18 protein-coding genes are annotated in these 14,752 nt (G+C 66.8%); 6 read left to right on the forward strand and 12 right to left on the reverse strand.

Translation table 11 applies throughout. The features are described 5' to 3' along the window. Nucleotides 1-29 precede the first annotated feature (29 nt). Nucleotides 30-716, forward strand: coding sequence for a hypothetical protein (locus GJV80_RS16790; RefSeq protein WP_154688882.1), 687 nt, complete (start codon nucleotides 30-32; stop codon nucleotides 714-716). A gap of 17 nt (nucleotides 717-733) precedes the next feature. Here GJV80_RS16790 and GJV80_RS16795 read toward each other — a convergent pair whose 3' ends face one another. Together GJV80_RS16795 and GJV80_RS16800 are read right to left on the reverse strand one after the other, a co-directional pair. Next, nucleotides 734-1,462, reverse strand: a complete 729-nt coding sequence (locus tag GJV80_RS16795; protein ID WP_154688883.1) for a VOC family protein — start codon at nucleotides 1,460-1,462, stop codon at nucleotides 734-736. A gap of 9 nt (nucleotides 1,463-1,471) precedes the next feature. After that, nucleotides 1,472-2,308: a class I SAM-dependent methyltransferase gene (locus GJV80_RS16800; protein WP_230207781.1), complete on the reverse strand. Its 837-nt coding sequence runs from the start codon at nucleotides 2,306-2,308 to the stop codon at nucleotides 1,472-1,474. A 45-nt stretch (nucleotides 2,309-2,353) separates the two neighbouring features. Here GJV80_RS16800 and GJV80_RS16805 point away from each other — a divergent pair, with 45 nt between their 5' ends. Further along, on the forward strand, nucleotides 2,354-2,944 hold the full coding sequence (locus tag GJV80_RS16805; protein ID WP_154688884.1) for a TetR/AcrR family transcriptional regulator: 591 nt from the start codon (nucleotides 2,354-2,356) through the stop codon (nucleotides 2,942-2,944). A gap of 88 nt (nucleotides 2,945-3,032) precedes the next feature. Here GJV80_RS16805 and GJV80_RS16810 read toward each other — a convergent pair whose 3' ends face one another. Both GJV80_RS16810 and GJV80_RS16815 read right to left on the reverse strand, forming a co-directional pair. Then, nucleotides 3,033-4,547 (reverse strand): FMN-binding glutamate synthase family protein, encoded by a 1,515-nt coding sequence (locus tag GJV80_RS16810; RefSeq protein WP_154688885.1) that lies wholly within the window; start codon nucleotides 4,545-4,547, stop codon nucleotides 3,033-3,035. A gap of 77 nt (nucleotides 4,548-4,624) precedes the next feature. Beyond that, nucleotides 4,625-5,272: an FMN-dependent NADH-azoreductase gene (locus GJV80_RS16815; protein WP_154688886.1), complete on the reverse strand. Its 648-nt coding sequence runs from the start codon at nucleotides 5,270-5,272 to the stop codon at nucleotides 4,625-4,627. A gap of 128 nt (nucleotides 5,273-5,400) precedes the next feature. Here GJV80_RS16815 and GJV80_RS16820 point away from each other — a divergent pair, with 128 nt between their 5' ends. Then, entirely contained in the window at nucleotides 5,401-5,868 is a 468-nt protein-coding gene (locus GJV80_RS16820; RefSeq protein ID WP_154688887.1) for a MarR family winged helix-turn-helix transcriptional regulator, read from the forward strand. 65 nt (nucleotides 5,869-5,933) lie between these two features. On the opposite strand, the gene rplI is transcribed toward GJV80_RS16820, so the two are convergent. The 6 genes from rplI to GJV80_RS16850 all read right to left on the reverse strand — a co-directional run bounded on the left by rplI (nucleotide 5,934) and on the right by GJV80_RS16850 (nucleotide 9,987). Next, nucleotides 5,934-6,383: a 50S ribosomal protein L9 gene (gene rplI / locus GJV80_RS16825; RefSeq protein ID WP_154688888.1), complete on the reverse strand. Its 450-nt coding sequence runs from the start codon at nucleotides 6,381-6,383 to the stop codon at nucleotides 5,934-5,936. A gap of 19 nt (nucleotides 6,384-6,402) precedes the next feature. Next, nucleotides 6,403-6,642, reverse strand: a complete 240-nt coding sequence (rpsR, locus tag GJV80_RS16830) for a 30S ribosomal protein S18 (protein WP_154688889.1) — start codon at nucleotides 6,640-6,642, stop codon at nucleotides 6,403-6,405. 69 nt (nucleotides 6,643-6,711) lie between these two features. Further along, on the reverse strand, nucleotides 6,712-7,299 hold the full coding sequence (locus GJV80_RS16835) for a single-stranded DNA-binding protein (protein WP_154688890.1): 588 nt from the start codon (nucleotides 7,297-7,299) through the stop codon (nucleotides 6,712-6,714). Nucleotides 7,300-7,380: 81 nt separating this feature from the next. Further along, on the reverse strand, nucleotides 7,381-7,671 hold the full coding sequence (gene rpsF, locus GJV80_RS16840; protein WP_154688891.1) for a 30S ribosomal protein S6: 291 nt from the start codon (nucleotides 7,669-7,671) through the stop codon (nucleotides 7,381-7,383). 935 nt (nucleotides 7,672-8,606) lie between these two features. After that, the gene (locus GJV80_RS16845) at nucleotides 8,607-9,068 is read right to left on the reverse strand and encodes an SRPBCC family protein (RefSeq protein WP_154688892.1); all 462 of its coding nucleotides are present in this window, start codon (nucleotides 9,066-9,068) and stop codon (nucleotides 8,607-8,609) included. Nucleotides 9,069-9,105: 37 nt separating this feature from the next. Next, nucleotides 9,106-9,987, reverse strand: coding sequence for a phosphatase PAP2 family protein (locus tag GJV80_RS16850; RefSeq protein WP_154688893.1), 882 nt, complete (start codon nucleotides 9,985-9,987; stop codon nucleotides 9,106-9,108). 88 nt (nucleotides 9,988-10,075) lie between these two features. Here GJV80_RS16850 and GJV80_RS16855 point away from each other — a divergent pair, with 88 nt between their 5' ends. From GJV80_RS16855 to GJV80_RS16865, 3 genes are all read left to right on the forward strand, one after another. Continuing rightward, nucleotides 10,076-10,603: a DinB family protein gene (locus GJV80_RS16855; protein ID WP_154688894.1), complete on the forward strand. Its 528-nt coding sequence runs from the start codon at nucleotides 10,076-10,078 to the stop codon at nucleotides 10,601-10,603. A gap of 81 nt (nucleotides 10,604-10,684) precedes the next feature. Further along, nucleotides 10,685-11,005 carry a hypothetical protein gene (locus GJV80_RS16860; protein WP_154688895.1) on the forward strand — a complete coding sequence of 107 codons (321 nt, stop codon included), beginning with the start codon at nucleotides 10,685-10,687 and terminating at the stop codon, nucleotides 11,003-11,005. Nucleotides 11,006-11,080: 75 nt separating this feature from the next. Next, the gene (locus GJV80_RS16865; RefSeq protein WP_154688896.1) at nucleotides 11,081-12,145 is read left to right on the forward strand and encodes a M48 family metallopeptidase; all 1,065 of its coding nucleotides are present in this window, start codon (nucleotides 11,081-11,083) and stop codon (nucleotides 12,143-12,145) included. A 37-nt stretch (nucleotides 12,146-12,182) separates the two neighbouring features. On the opposite strand, the gene efeB is transcribed toward GJV80_RS16865, so the two are convergent. Both efeB and efeO read right to left on the reverse strand, forming a co-directional pair. Beyond that, the gene (efeB, locus tag GJV80_RS16870; protein ID WP_230207782.1) at nucleotides 12,183-13,511 is read right to left on the reverse strand and encodes an iron uptake transporter deferrochelatase/peroxidase subunit; all 1,329 of its coding nucleotides are present in this window, start codon (nucleotides 13,509-13,511) and stop codon (nucleotides 12,183-12,185) included. Further along, complete coding sequence (gene efeO, locus GJV80_RS16875) at nucleotides 13,512-14,747, reverse strand: iron uptake system protein EfeO (protein WP_154688897.1); 1,236 nt, start codon at nucleotides 14,745-14,747, stop codon at nucleotides 13,512-13,514. It lies immediately after the preceding gene. Nucleotides 14,748-14,752: the final 5 nt, after the last annotated feature.

Raw genomic sequence — 14,752 nt, forward strand, 5'->3', positions numbered from 1 at the left:
AAGTCAAGCGGTGACCAGCAGGAGGAGTCGTGGAGTTCAGTAGCCTCGCGATCCTCATCGTGGTGCTCGTCACCGCGCTGGTGGTGTTCGGCGTGCTCAGCTACGCCCGTCAGCGGCGGAAGAACGACGAACGGCGACAGGCCTTCGCCCGTCTCGCGGCCGGGACCGGCCTGCAGTACATCGCCGAGGACAAGTCCTACGCCCAACGGTTCAACGACCGCGAGAAGCCGTTCCAGCGAGGCGGGAAGGCACGCAACATCCTGGCCGGCAGCTATCGCGGACGCCCGGTCTGCGCCTTCGAGTACGGCTACACGACGAGCAGTTACAACGGGACGACCACGACCACCCACACGTACCACTTCGCGATCTGGGTCGTCGCCCTGCCGACCGCCGTGCCGCTGTTCACCGTCGGCAGCGAGGGCGTCTTCGGGGGGAAGATGGCCGCGGCGATGGGTTTCCGACGGTTGGACATCGGGGATCCGGTCTTCGACGACAGGTTCAAGATCAAGTGCGACAACGAGCCGTTCGGTCGCCGGGTGCTGCATCCGGCAGTGATCGATCTGCTCCGGCAGACCGGTCCGTGGAACTGGCGCTTCTCGGGCCAGAACATGATCAGTTACGAGCAAGGCATGTTCGAGCCGGGCAACGCACTGCCGCGGCTCAATCTGATGTGCGATCTCATTGATCGCATCCCGGCCGACGCCTGGCGACCATGATGTTTCGGCCGTAAGCCTCAGAGAGCCGGCACCCGATCGGTGATGCAGTAGGTCCCACCGGGACCGGTCATCACGGTCCACTCGTCACAACGGCGGACAATCTCCGACCCGAGGGCCTCGTGGCGGGCGGTCTCCGCGTCCCGGTCGGTGGTCGACCAGTCGATGTGGCCGCGTACCCGGCCGGTCGGTTCCTGGAGACGCTGGAACAGGAGGCGCAGCGGGAGTTGATCAACAAGATGCATCCGAGCGAACTCCGATTCATCGATCGGTCCCACGTCCCAGCCGATGACGTCCGACCAGAAGGTGGTCTCGGTGTCCCAGTGTTCGACGGGAATGTCGATGCACAGTTGGTCGGCGATGCTGCGGTGGCCCCCCGGCCACTGGCTTGCCGGCGCCCTACCGGCGGAGGGATCACTGACGAAACAGAAGACGAAGCCGCCCGGCGAGCCGAGCACCTCGCATTCCGGATTGTCGGTGATCATGGTGGCGCCGGCCGCAACCGCCTCTCTGGCTGCCGCCGGTGGGTCGGTGACGTGCAGGTCGAGGTGCACTCGGTCGGCTCCTTCGCCGAGCCGCTGGAGTGCGACGAAGGTGGGGCGGTCCGGCGGTCGCAGCCCCTGGAACTCACCCTGATCACCGATCGGGTCGCGCAGGGTGTAACCGGTCAGCCGTTGCCAGTGCGCGGCTGCCTCGGCGTAGTGATCCGGGCTGAAGTCGAGCAGGGCGAGCATCCAGAACGGTTGCATGCCACCGTCTTACCCGGTTGTCCTGACGGTTGCCATGGTTGTGGTCACGTAATGCATGTCGAAGGTTCCGCCGAGCCGGTCGATCGCCCTGCCAACCGCCTCCAGGACAGCAGCGGTCTGTTCGGCGGAGGCCCTGGTCAACATGCCCTGGGTGGGCAGCAGCGCCAGATATTCATCCCGGGTGTACGACTGATCCCAGCTGTCCTGCCAGCGCTCGGCTTCGCCGAACCCGCCGACGCTCCGGAATCCTTCGGCGGTGCGGTCGACCATCGCGTTGTACCAGACCGAGGCTGGCGGTGGCGTACAGTCGGTCGGGGTCGGCCAGTCGGGGACAGCCCGGGCGAACGCATCGGCGAACGCCTCGTTGATCTCTTCGGGAGCGTCGCCGGCGTTCCAGAAGACCGCGACGCGGCCGCCGGGTCGCAAGACCTGTTTGGCCTTGGCCGCACCGGAGACCGGTTCGACCCAGTGCCAGGTCTGCCCCGAAACGAGTGCGTCGAAGAGCCGGCCGTCGGACTCCCAATGCTCGATCGTCGCCTCCTCGACAACGAATCCCTCGGCGCGTGCGAAGCCGGCCATCCGGGCATCGGGCTCGACTCCCGTCACCCGAGCGCCGGAGTCCCGCAGTTGCCGGGCGACGATGCCCGTACCGATACCGACGTCGAGCACCTCGGGTCCCGGGCTGGTCGTTCGGATCCGCTCGATCAGATCCCGTGGATAGCGGGGACGCCACCGGTCGTACGCCGCCGGATCGACGCCGAAGGACTCGGCGACGGCGCGATATCGGTGGGTCTCGATGGTCGATCCACTCGTCGGGTTCCCCGACGTCGATGGCATAGTGGGCATGTGCCCACACTAAGTGGGCATACGCCCATTCGCAAGGAGGAGTCGGTGCCGACCGGTACTGCCATTCCGGACGCCCGTGAGCAGCTCTTCGCTGCGGCGGAACGGGTACTGCTCCGGGACGGGGTGCAGAGCCTGACCAGCAGGGCCGTGACCGCCGAGGCGGGCGTGGCCAAGGGGGTGCTGCATCGACACTTCGCAGACTTCGACGATTTCCTGGTCGAGCTCATCCGCGATCGGATCAGCGTGATGCGGGCCAGATCGGCGGAGCTGATGTCGACCGTCGGGTCCGGGTCGGTGGTGGACAACGTGACCGACGCTCTTGTCCTGATGTTCACCTCGGTCGCCACGCGGATGGTCGGTCTCATCACCGTCCGCGACGAACTGCGCATCCGGCTCCGGGCAGCGGGACACGAGGGCGTGCCCGTGGCCACCGATGCCGCGTGGATGATCCGCGAGTATCTGGCGGCCGAACGCGAGCAGGGTCGGCTCCGGCCGGACGCCGACCTCGACTCGATCGGGTTGACCCTGATCGGTGGCGGACAGCTGCTCTACGAGTCCGGGACTCCCGATTTCGAGGCGGTACGCCGCCTGGCCGTCTCCACCCTCGCCGGCGCCATCGCCGATCACGCCCGTTGATCGTGAATTCCTGCCGTCCAGCCGCTGCATCGGTGCCGTGGCGAGCGGGAAACGGCGGACCGGACGGCGGAAGTACTCATCGGTCTGGCTAGAAGCGGTCGGCCGAGGCGGCGTTCCAGTCGGTGGCCCAGCTCGGTCGCGGTTCGCTGAGCAGTTCACCGGGTCCGAGCCACTCGTACAGCTCGGCGTAGGAGCGGTTCTCCACCTCGCTGACGTTGCGCCGCAACATCTCCGGAGTGAGCTGGTCCGGGCTGGTCACCCCCATCGACGCCATCATCGAGACGGCCTCGGCAACCGTGCCCTGCTGATAGCGGAAGACGCGCTGGCTCTTGTCACCGACGTCCAGCGCCCGGGATCGCCGCGGATTCTGGGTGGCGACCCCGACAGGACAGGTGTCGGTGTGGCAGCGCAGCGACTGGATGCAGCCGATCGCCATCATCATCGCCCGGGCCGCGTTGGTGTAGTCGGCTCCCTGGATCAGCCGTTTGACGATGTCGCTGCCGGAGGCGATCTTGCCCCCGGCAGCGATCTTGATCCTGCCTCGCAGCCCGCTCCCCACCAACGCGTTGTGCATGATCATCAGACCGTCGGTCAGCGGTGCGCCCACATGATCCTCATATTCCAGCGGCGCCGCCGCCGTGCCCCCTTCGGAACCGTCGACGATGATGAAGTCCGGCGTGGTGCCGACCTCGAGCATCGCCTTGCAGATCGCCAGCACGTCCCGGCGGTGGCCGACGCAGAGCTTGAAGCCGACCGGCTTACCGCCGGACAGCTCGCGCATCCTGGCGATGAATTCGATCAACCCCGTTGGCGTGGAGAACACCTGATGGCCGGGTGGGCTGACGCACTTCTGTCCCTCCGGCACGCCACGGATGCTGGCGATCTCGGCGCTCACCTTCGCCGCCGGCAGCACGCCACCCAGCCCCGGTTTGGCGCCCTGCGACAGTTTCAGCGAGGTCGCCTTGACTTGATCGTGAGCGGCGTTCTCGGTGAATCGACCGGGGTCGAACCGGCCGTCGGGCGTGCGGGTGGAGAAGTAGCCCGAACCGATCTCCCAGATCAGGTCGCCCCCGTTCTCCAGGTGATACCCGGTCAGCCCGCCCTCGCCGGTGTCGTGGGCGAAGCCACCGAGCGCCGCGCCCTTGTTGAGCGCCCGGATCGCGTTGGCAGACAGCGCTCCGAAGCTCATCGCCGATACGTTGAGCAACGCCATGCTGTACGGCTGGCTACAGTCCGGGCCACCGACCCGGACCCGCGGTGCCGTCTCGGGGGCGGTCAGCGGGGTCATCGAGTGCAGCAGGTATTCGTAGCCGGCGACGTTGACGTCCCGCTCGGTGCCGAACGCCTGCTCGCCGTGAATGCCCTTGGCCCGCTCGTAGATGGTGTCCCGGATCTCCCGGTCGAACGGCCGGCCGGCGGTGTTGCTCTCGATGAAGTACTGCTGCACCTCCGGCCGGATGCTCTCCAGCAGATAGCGAAGGTGGCCGACCAACGGATAGTTGCGCAGGACCGAGTGCTTGCGCTGCAGCAGATCCCAGGTGCCCAGGGCCGCCAGGGCTCCGGCCGTTCCTGCGGCGACACCGGCCGCCCGACGCTTACCCATGACCACGTCCTCCTTCGGATCCGCTCGGCCCAACGGCCGGGTCGAGCGTATCCGGAGTGGTGATCAAGAAGGGGCGATCACGACAGGACGGCGACGTGGTCCCAGAGTGCGTCGACCTGGGCCTCCGCCGCGCGCAGGCTCTCCTCGGCCATCGGAATCAGTCCGGCCATCGCAGGATTGCTCTTGGCCAGGGTCAGTTCCGCCTCGATGAACCGCGGCTCGAGCCCCGTCAGCGACAGTCCGTGCGGCAACCAGACCGACGCGTGGTCCCAGCCCTCCCTGGGGGCGCCCGGACCGTAACCGCCACCACGGGTGGCGATCACGATGAACTCGCGTCCGCCCAGCAGCCCTTCGTTGGTCTCCGGGTCGATCGCCAGGCCGGGAGCGATCAGGTGGTCGACCCAGGACTTGACCGCGCTCGGCGCACCGTAGTTGTAGAGCGGCAGACCGAGTAGAACTGTGTCGGCCGCCTTGATCTCGTTCACCAACTCCACCGTCAGTTCCCAGGAGGCCTGTTGGGCCTGGGTGCGCTGGTCCGGGGAAACCATGCGCGCCAGACCGGAATCGGCGTCCAGGTGGGGCAAGGGATGACGGCCGAGATCGCGATAGCGGGTAGTGCCGGCGGGGTTGGCCGAGCGCCAGGCTGTGGCGGCCCGGGCGGTCAACCCACGGCTGACGGAGTTGTCGCCCTGGATGCTGGAGTCGATGTGCAGCAGGTGTGGCATGGGATGCCTTCCTTGGTGAGAGAGAGATAGCTTGTGCTTCACCAATCATCTATACACCGCGAGCCCATGGCATACCGCATATCAAATTATGAGACATAACCGTTGGCCGATTGGCTACTGTTGGGGACATGCAGGAGTTGCCCATCGTCGATCAACCACCGCCGCGATGTGGTGCGCTGCTGGACAACGTGGCGCGCAAGCTACGGGTGCATTCACTGGCGGTGCTGCATCCGCTGGGCCTCCGTCCACGGCATCTCGTCGCCTTGACGGTGATCCGCGGACGCAACGGCCTGCTGCAGAGTGAACTGGCCGATGAGTTGCAACTGGACAGCACCAACGTCGTCGGACTGCTCAACGAGCTCGAGGCCGAGGGGCTCATCGAGAGGCGGCGCTCCACCACGGACCGGCGGCGCCACAACGTGCTCCTCACCGATGCCGGCAACGCGAAACTGGCCCAGGCCGAGCGGGCGCTGGACGCCGCGGAGAACGCGGTGTTCGGACGTCTCGATACAGACGACCGGTCCACGCTGTACGCGTTGCTCGCCAAGGCGACAACGCCGTCGACGGAGGCCTGTCTTGAGTCCTTGACCGAGTGAGGGTCGGGAACGACGAAGGGCGGCCCCGAAGGACCGCCCTTTGTGCTGGGTCGTACGGCTAAGGCTCAGGCCTCGGCGACGACGGTGACCGGGATGTGCGCGGTCACCGCATCGTGCAGCTTGATGCCGACGGTGTGCTGACCGAGGCTGCGGATCGGCTTGCCCACCTGGACGGCGCGCTTGTCGACCGCCGGACCACCGGACTTCTTGATCGCGCTGACGATCAGCGACGGCGTTACGGCACCGAAGAGCTTGCCGCTGTCGGAGGCCCGGACCGGAACCTCGACGGCGACCTGCTCGAGCTGGTCGCGTACCTGCTGGGCGTGCTCGATGCCGCGGATCTCGCGAGCGTCGCGGGCCCGCTTGATGCCGTCGATCTGCTTCTCGGCGCCCTTGGTCCAGTTGATCGCGAATCCGCGCGGGACCAGGTAGTTGCGGCCGTAGCCGTCCTTGACGTCGACGATGTCACCGGCAACACCAAGGTTGTCGACCGGCGCGGTGAGAATGAGCTTCATCTGTTCTGTCTCCTCAATCTCAGCGGGCCGTCGACGCGTACGGCAGCAACGCCATCTCGCGGGCGTTCTTGATCGCGATGGCGACCTTGCGCTGGTCCTGGACGCTCAGTCCGGTCACCCGGCGGGCGCGGATCTTGCCCCGCTCGGAAATGAACTTCCGCAGGGTCGCGGTGTCCTTGTAGTCGACCGGCTGGCCCTTGCGCAGCGGATTGGCCTTCTTCTTCGGCTTGCGTTCTGTGTTTCGTGGTGCGTTGGCCATTGTGGTGCTCTCCTTCTCTGAGCCCGGCTGACGCCGGAATGTGCCATGTGTTGGTTGGTTCAGGGTGGATCAGAACGGCGGTTCGTCGTTGGTGTTCGTGGCCCACGGATCATTGCCCCCGACGGAGCCCTGGCCGGAGTTGTCGTTGCTCGCCCAGGGGTCGTTGCCCCCGAACGAACCGCCACCACCCTGGCCGGAAGACCCGCCCTGCTGGCCGCCGTAACCACCCGAGTTGCCACCGGAGTTGCCGCCGTAGCCGCCACCCCGCTGGCCGCCGCCCTGTCCTCCGCCGCTGGTGGTGCGGGTGACCTTCGCGGTCGCGTACCGCAAGGCGGGGCCGATCTCGTCGACATCGATCTCGAAGACGGTTCGGCGCTCACCCTCGCGGGTCTCGTAGCTGCGGGACTTCAGCCGTCCCTGGACGATCACCCGCATGCCCTTCTGCAGCGACTCGGCGACGTTCTCGGCGGCCTGTCGCCAGACCGCACAGTTGATGAACATCGCCTCGCCGTCGCGCCATTCGTTGCTCTGGCGGTCGAAGGTGCGAGGCGTCGAGGCAACCGTGAAGTTGGCCACGGCGGCACCCGACGGGGTGAAGCGCAGCTCGGGGTCGGCGGTCAGGTTGCCGACGAGCGTGATGGTGGTTTCGCCTGCCATTGATGTCTCCGGTGATCAGCGTGCTGGTTGATGCCCCACTGTGCCACGTGGGGCCGACAGTGTGGAGCAACCGTTCACAGATCAGTGGGCGTCGGTACGCAGTACCTTCGTCCGCATGATCGATTCGTTGATACCGAGCTGACGGTCCAGCTCCTGGACGTCGGCCGGCTCGGACGTCAGATTGACGACCGCGTAGATGCCTTCCGGCTTCTTGTTGATCTCGTACGACAACCGGCGCCGACCCCAGATGTCAACATTGTCGACGGTTCCGCCGGCATTGGTGATCACCTTCAGGTAGTTGTCGAGCGTCGGGGCGACCTGTCGCTCGTCGGTGTCCGGGTCGATGATGATCATGACCTCGTACTTGCGCATACGCGAACTCCTCCTCCTCTGGTCTCTGCGGTCATGGGACGTCCCCATGACAGGAGGGCGATGCTTCGGCCGCGATCCGGGACGGACCGTGGCCGACCAACCAGATTACCGGTCGCCGGTCCGGGAAGCCAATTGGCGCCGGGGCCAGCCGGTCCCGCTCGACGGCGCACTCGTCGGCTGGCAGCGCATCCCTCACCCGGGTCCCGCACCACTTACTCGGCGGCGCACCACTTACTCGGCCGCGCACCCCTCACCCGGGTCCCGCACCACTTACTCGGCGGCGCACCACTTACTCGGCGGCGCACCACCTACTCGGCGGCGCACCACCTACTCGGCGGCGCACCACCTACTCGGCGGCGCACCGGCTGCAGCGGGTGCGAGGACGAGTAAGTGGAGCGGCGCCTACCAACTGGTGCGGGAAGCACTGTCTGACCCGGTGGGTTCGTACTGCCAAAGCTCTCGACGAGGTCGCGGGTCGCGGCGCCCTGCTCGCAACTGCACGAGTTGTTCGCAGTCGCACCAGTTGCTCGACGCTGCACCCTCTACTTCGCACCAGTTGCTCGACAGCGCACCGGTTGCTCGACGGCGCACCACATACTCGGCGGCGCACCGGCTGCAGCGGGTGCGAGGCCGAGTAAGTGGTGCGGTGCCGACCAACTGGTGCGGGAACGGCCGGCGGGCTGGCGGACTGAACGGACCGGCAGCGTCGGCGTGGACCGACGGGCAGCGTCGTCGCGGACACACAGGCAGCGTCGTCGCGGACCCACAGGCACCCTCGGCGCGGACCGAGACGGCAGCGCCGGCGTCGACCGACGGGGACCGTCGTCGCGGACCGACGGGGACCGTCGCCGCAGACCCACCGGCACCCTCGTTGCGGACCCACGGGCAGCGTCGGCGTGGAACCACGGGCACCGTCGTGTGGCGTCGGCTGCGCGTCACCCTTCGGCGAGGGCGGCAAGTCGGTCCAGTGAGGCGTGCAGGTTGTCCTTCGTGGTGCCGCGGGCACGGGAAAACCGGTTGACGTCGGTCAACTCGGTCCAGTCGTAGGTGTGGATCACCCGGGTACGCCCCTCGGCGATGGGCTCCAGCTCCCAGCGCCACAGATGTCCCGGCGGCCGCTTGCCGACCTCGGCGGGGCGCCAGGCGATCAGCCGACCCTCGACGAACTCGACGACATGGTTCTCCCGGACGCTGCCCTTCGTCAGGATCGTCGCGAACACCTCACCGACGGCGCGAACACGTTGGCCCTCGGCGGCCGAACCCAGATTGTCGTTCCCGTCCCAATGCGGTTGGTGGGCCGGATCGGCGATGAGTTCGAAGATCGCTTGCGGGTCGGCGGCGATCTCCCGCTCTGCCCGTACGACAGTCGGCGTCGTCTCCGTGTCCCCGGCGACCATGTCCTTATCGAAGCAGGTCGAGACGCCGCCGGTCAGATCAATTGGAGGTCCGGGAGACCAGGCTCGAATAGCAGCCGACGGCCATGGCAGCAACCGCAGCGATCACCCCGGCGGTGATCGGAATGACCTTGGAGGCATCCGGTCCGGCGGTCCAGTCAAAGCCGTACACGATCACCCCGAGCGCGGCAGCCGAACCGCCGAGCAGGGCCGGGAACCCACCGCCGTACCGTACGACGCCATCGGGCGAACGGCCGGCGATGATCGCCGACATCAGGGCGGCCCAGGCCAGCGTGACCAGCATCCCGGCCACCACGTCACTCGGCCGATGCCAGGCGGCGATGATCGTGGCCAGTCCGGTCAGGCCACCGATCGCCGCACCGCCGAGGGTGACGAACCAACGCAATGCTCGCGGCGAGACCAGCACCGCGGCGAGGACGAGAGAGAAGACGAGCGTGGTGTGCCCGCTGGGCAAGGTGTTGGCGGCCTCGCCGACACCGAGATCGGGACGGCTGAGCAGATGGTCCTTCAACAGCTGGGTGGTGAGGTTGGCGCCGACCACCAGGACAACCGCGGCGACGGCCACCCGGAACCGGCGGCGTACCAGGGCGACACCGACCATGATCGCCAACGCGACGGCGGCCGAGACGGTGCTGACCTGTTGCAGCAGCCGGATCAGCTGGTCGTTGACGTTGCTGTGGCCGTGGGACAGCACCCGCATCGCCGCGTTGTCGTACTCCTGTCCGAAGGCCGTGTGCAGGGCCACCAGGACAGTCGCCACCATCCCGGCCACCGCCGCGAACGCCAGCGGCAGCGCCGATGCGGCCGGGCTCGGACCGACCCGCCGGGGGCGGCGCCGGTCGAAGTCGGAGCCGTAACCATCAGGCCGGGCAACCGATGGCCGCTGGGTGATGAGAGCCATGCAGTCAAGAGTGCTGGCGGAGACCACGCATCCGGAGCAGGATCGCCGGATTCTGATCGAATCCACAGACTCCGATTAGGGTGCCGATGTGAGCCAGCCGACAACCGACGAATTCGCCGAGCCAGCCGGGTCATCGAGCGATCCTTCAGATTTGCTGGTCGGATACCTGCGCGCCTACCGGGACGCGCTGTCCCGCAAGCTCGCCGGTCTCGACGACACCCGGCTCGGGTCGGCGGTCCTGCCCAGCGGCTGGACCCCGCTGCAACTGCTCAAGCATCTGATCCATGTGGAACGCCGATGGTTCAGCTGGGGCTTCCTCGGCAAGGACCTGCCCGACCCGTGGGCCGATCACGATCCCGACAATCCCGCCCGCTGGTTCGTCGCGCCGGACGAGACGATCGACACACTCCAGGCGCTCCTCGAGGCGCAGGCGGCGGAGACCGATCACGTGCTGGCCGAGCACGCGTTGGACGAGACCGCCGCCACCGGTGGCAGGTTCACCGACGCCCCACCGACCTTGGCCTGGATCGGCTTCCACGTGCTCCAGGAGTACGCCCGCCATCTCGGCCACCTGGACGTCGTCAGGGAACTGATCGACAACAGCATCGGAGAATGACGAATCCGAGGGAACCGATCGCGGTGACGCCCCCGTCCTAGGTGCACTACGCACGGTGCGTAGGACCCAAAGGAGAGAACTGTGAGCGCCTCTTACCCGACGTCCCCCGTCTCCGCTGCCGACGACCCCGGTCGGACCCTCGGCATCGTCGGACTGGTGCTGGCCTTCGTCACCTCGCTGCCCGGCCTGATCGTCAGCATCATCGCCCATCGCAAGTCCAAGGCCGCCGGCTTCAACAACGTGATCGCCAAGGTCGGCATCGTGGTCGGCGCGATCTTCACCGGCTTCGGACTGATCCTGGCCACCGTCGGGGTGGTCGGTGTGGTTGCGCTGGGTCAGAAGTGCGCCGAGCTCGGCCCGGGTGTTCACCAGTCCGGCGGCACCACGATCACCTGCAGCTGAGGCTCCAGCCCCGCCGGCCGGAATGAGTTGATCACTCCCGGGCGCATCGGACCGGCCCCGACCTAGACTCACCGCATGAGCTACGCAGAGCAGCGGGAGTTGGATCGGGGTCGGATTCGTTTTCCAGACATCAGCCCGCGGGCGTACGAACATCCCGCCGATCGGGGCGCACTCGTCGCGCTGCGCGCCATCCCCGGTTTCGACGCCGTCCTCAAGGCAGTGTCCGGAGCCATCGGGGAGCGGAGTGTCCGGCTGCTCTATCTGGCCAGCGCGGTCCGCGTCTCACCACGGCAGTATCCCGATCTTCATCAAATGATCACCGAATGCGCGACAACGCTGGATCTGCAGCCGATTCCGGAGCTTTACGTCCAACAGGACCCGGCACCCAACGCGATGACGATCGGCCTGGACAAGCCGATCATCGTGATCACCACCGGCATGCTGAAGCTCCTCGACGCCGAGGGATTGCGGTTCGCGATCGGGCACGAGGTGGGTCATGTGGTCAGCGGGCATGCTCTCTACCGGACGATGCTGCTGCAGTTGATCGGCATCGCCAACCAGATCCAGTGGCTGCCGATCGGCGCGTGGGGGATCCGCGCGATCATCGCCGCACTGATGGAGTGGTATCGCAAGTCAGAGTTGTCCTGTGACCGGGCCGGCCTGCTCTGCGTCCAGGATCCGCGTGCGGCACTGCGGGTGCACGCATCGTTGGCCGGAGCGCTCAATCCCGACGAGATGGACATCGCCGGGTTCCTTGATCAGGCCAAGGACTATCAGGAACGCGGCGACGTCCGGGACTCCGTGTTGAAGATCCTGCAGATCTCCGGGCAGACCCATCCGTTGGCAGCACTGCGGGCCGCGGAGTTGCAGAAGTGGGCGGCAGGCTCGGAGTACCAGGACATCCTGGCCGGCAACTACCCGCGGCGGTCGGAGGACAAGGATGCCCCGATGAGCGATGATGTGAAGGCTGCGGCGGCGTCGTACACCGAGAGTTTCGGGTCCAGCTCCGATCCGTTGATCAAGGTGATCGGCCGGGTCAGCGGCGTGATGGGCGGTGTCGGTGGCGCGGCCGCCAATCGCATGCGTGACTGGTGGCAGTCCGGACGTTCCACAGACTCGGGGAAGTCGGACGACCAGTAGGTCGGATCCGCCGGCGACGCAAGATCAACCCGGCCGGTCAGCTGAAGAGTGCCTCGGCGAGGTAGTGCCCGACCTTGGGCGCCGGTGGCACCGCGAAGACCCCCGACCCGATGTGGCCGATGTATTCGTTGAGCAGATCCGATCCGCCGAGCTTGCGTTGCAGTCGCACGAAATAGTCGGGGTCCTTCATGTACGCGATGAACAGCAGTCCGGCATCCAACTGGCCGAACCGGCTGATCCCGTCGGTGTAGTTGTACGACCGGCGCAGGATCTTGACACCACCGTTGTTCTCGTGCGCAGCAAGGGCGATATGTGACTTCAACGGAATGTCGTAGTCACCGCCGGACTTGGCGGTGAAGTTCGGCGTGTCGAATTCCGTCGTGCCGCTCAGCGGTGCCCCGGCGTCCTTGGTACGCCCGAAGGTCTGCTGCTGGGTGCTGAGATCGGCGGAGTCCCAGATCTCGATGTTCATCTGGATCTTGCGGGCCACCTGATAGCTCCCGCCGCGCATCCAGGCCACGTCGCCGTCGCCGACCCAGACATGGTCATCGAAGTCGGCGGCTTCCTTGACGTTGCGGGTGCCGTCCTTGAACCCCATCAGATTCCGCGGCGTCGTCTGCCCCTTGCCGGCCGACGCCCGTCCGAACCCCATCACCGTCCAGCGGGTGTTCACCACGCCGCGTCCCATCCGCGCCAGGTTGCGGATCGCGTGATAGGCGACCTGGGGATCATCGGCGCAGGCCTGCAGGCTCAGCTCGCCGCCGGTGTAGGCCTTCTGCAGTTGATCACTGGGCAGTGTCGGCAACGGCTCCAACAGCCTCGGCTTCTTCGCCGAGAGCCCGAACCGGTGATCGAAAACTCCCGGACCCAGCCCGAGGGTGATGGTCAGCGAACTCGGTCCGAGGTTGTACGCCTCCCCGGTGTCGGGCGGCACCGCCCCGCTCCGCGACGGCGCCACAGCGCCCACTGGCTGCCCCTTCATCAACTGGGCGATGCCGGCCGACCAGCGGGCCAGCAACACCTGCAGATCGGTCGCTGTGTCGGCGACGAGATCGAAGGTCATGAACACGCAGTAGCGCTGCGGCTCGGTCTGGATGCCGGCCTGATGCGTACCGGTGTAGAAGGGATAGCTCCGGTCGAAGTCGACGCCTGCGGTTTGATCTTCCCCATCGGACTGCAGGGCGACGGCCGTTCCGCCCCCGCCGGCCAGAGCACCGATCACCGCACCGGCACCGGCGCCGGCGAAGAACCCACGCCGGGACAGTCCGCGACGCTTACCGGCACCGGCCGACGGGTCGACCGGGCCGGTGGCCTGGTTCTCCGCGGCCGGGATCCCGTCGGTCCCGGCACCCTGCTGTTCGGTCACTTAAGCGGTCGCCACCTTCTCGGCCAGTCTGGCCAGCGAATCCTGCAGTGCCTGGACGTTTTGGCTCAGTTTGTTCGCATCCGCCGAGCGCAGCGCGGCGGTGTAGGCCCTGTAGCCGCCGATCGCCTCGGGATCACGGTACTCATCGAGCATCGATCGGGTCGAGTCGAAGCGCTTGCCGATCTGCGCCGTCAACGCCGGATCGATCTTCTGCAGACCTGGCCGGAGATAGGCGAAGGACTGCTGGGCACCCTCGACGTTGGCCGCGAAGTCGACCAGATCGATATGACTGAAGCTCTCCTCCTCGCCCTTGATCTTGTTGGCCTGGACCTCCTCGAGCAGTCCGGCCGCTCCGTTGGCGAGATCCTCCGGCTTGAAGGTCAGTGTCTTGGAGAGTTCGGCCAGCTTCTTCACGTTGGTGGTCAGTTCGGCGGCGAGCTTCCTGGTCGACGCGGTGATCTTGCCACGCTGCCAGAGATCACGCTCGACGGCATGGAAACCGTGCCAGCCGACCGCCGGATCCAGGTTGGAGGCCCGCATGTCGATCAGGTAGTCGAGATTCCCGGAGTTGTCGGTGGCGTTGTGGCCGGGCAGTACGAAGCCTTCGACGTCGGATTCGATGTGTTCATAGAAGGGCCGCGCGACACCGTACTGGCGCTTCGCCGCCTCGAGATCACCGGCGTCGACGTCCCGCTGCAGTTTCTCCACCGCGGTCACCATTCCGGAGACCTGGCCGGCGACGTATGTGCTGTATTCCTTGGTGCCGTCGACCAGCAACTGCTGGGCGCCGCCGGTCGGTGAGGCAGCCGCCTTGCCGGTAACCGTGAACCGCACCGTCTCCGGGCTGCCGCCCGGGCAGTAGATCTGGTACTGGCCGCCGCCGAGCGTCACGGTGAAGCTGACCGGCTTGAGCCCAGGCGCCAGATTCTCCTTCTCGCCGATGATCTTCTGTTGGCTCAACAGCTCGACCTCGGTGATCGCGGTGGAACTCCTGTTGGTGATCGTGAAGGTGACTGGTCCGGCCGGCACACTGTCATGATCAACGGAGCACGTGTCGCCCGATCCGCCTGCCGCCAAGGTGATCGCGACGCGGGAGACGCCACCGGCGGTCGCGCCGCTCGATTTGACCTCGTCGGTGGAACTGCCGCCGGAGCAACCGGCGACGCCGGCCGACAGCGCGGCTGCGGAGAGTGCGACCGCCGCCAGTCGACCGATGCGGTGCAGCGATGGGGACATGAACA

The sequence above is a fragment of the Microlunatus sp. Gsoil 973 genome (genome assembly GCF_009707365.1).
GTDB lineage: Bacteria > Actinomycetota > Actinomycetes > Propionibacteriales > Propionibacteriaceae > Microlunatus.

Excerpts from the sequence above, each read along its gene's own strand:
- GJV80_RS16795 (WP_154688883.1), bottom strand. The coding sequence starts at position 1,462 with ATGCAACCGTTCTGGATGCTCGCCCTGCTCGACTTCAGCCCGGATCAC.
- GJV80_RS16800 (WP_230207781.1), bottom strand. The coding sequence starts at position 2,308 with ATGCCCACTATGCCATCGACGTCGGGGAACCCGACGAGTGGATCGACC.
- GJV80_RS16810 (WP_154688885.1), bottom strand. The coding sequence starts at position 4,547 with ATGGGTAAGCGTCGGGCGGCCGGTGTCGCCGCAGGAACGGCCGGAGCC.
- GJV80_RS16815 (WP_154688886.1), bottom strand. The coding sequence starts at position 5,272 with ATGCCACACCTGCTGCACATCGACTCCAGCATCCAGGGCGACAACTCC.
- GJV80_RS16820 (WP_154688887.1), top strand. The coding sequence starts at position 5,401 with ATGCAGGAGTTGCCCATCGTCGATCAACCACCGCCGCGATGTGGTGCG.
- rplI (WP_154688888.1), bottom strand. The coding sequence starts at position 6,383 with ATGAAGCTCATTCTCACCGCGCCGGTCGACAACCTTGGTGTTGCCGGT.
- rpsR (WP_154688889.1), bottom strand. The coding sequence starts at position 6,642 with ATGGCCAACGCACCACGAAACACAGAACGCAAGCCGAAGAAGAAGGCC.
- GJV80_RS16835 (WP_154688890.1), bottom strand. The coding sequence starts at position 7,299 with ATGGCAGGCGAAACCACCATCACGCTCGTCGGCAACCTGACCGCCGAC.
- rpsF (WP_154688891.1), bottom strand. The coding sequence starts at position 7,671 with ATGCGCAAGTACGAGGTCATGATCATCATCGACCCGGACACCGACGAG.
- GJV80_RS16845 (WP_154688892.1), bottom strand. The coding sequence starts at position 9,068 with ATGGTCGCCGGGGACACGGAGACGACGCCGACTGTCGTACGGGCAGAG.
- GJV80_RS16850 (WP_154688893.1), bottom strand. The coding sequence starts at position 9,987 with ATGGCTCTCATCACCCAGCGGCCATCGGTTGCCCGGCCTGATGGTTAC.
- GJV80_RS16865 (WP_154688896.1), top strand. The coding sequence starts at position 11,081 with ATGAGCTACGCAGAGCAGCGGGAGTTGGATCGGGGTCGGATTCGTTTT.
- efeO (WP_154688897.1), bottom strand. The coding sequence starts at position 14,747 with ATGTCCCCATCGCTGCACCGCATCGGTCGACTGGCGGCGGTCGCACTC.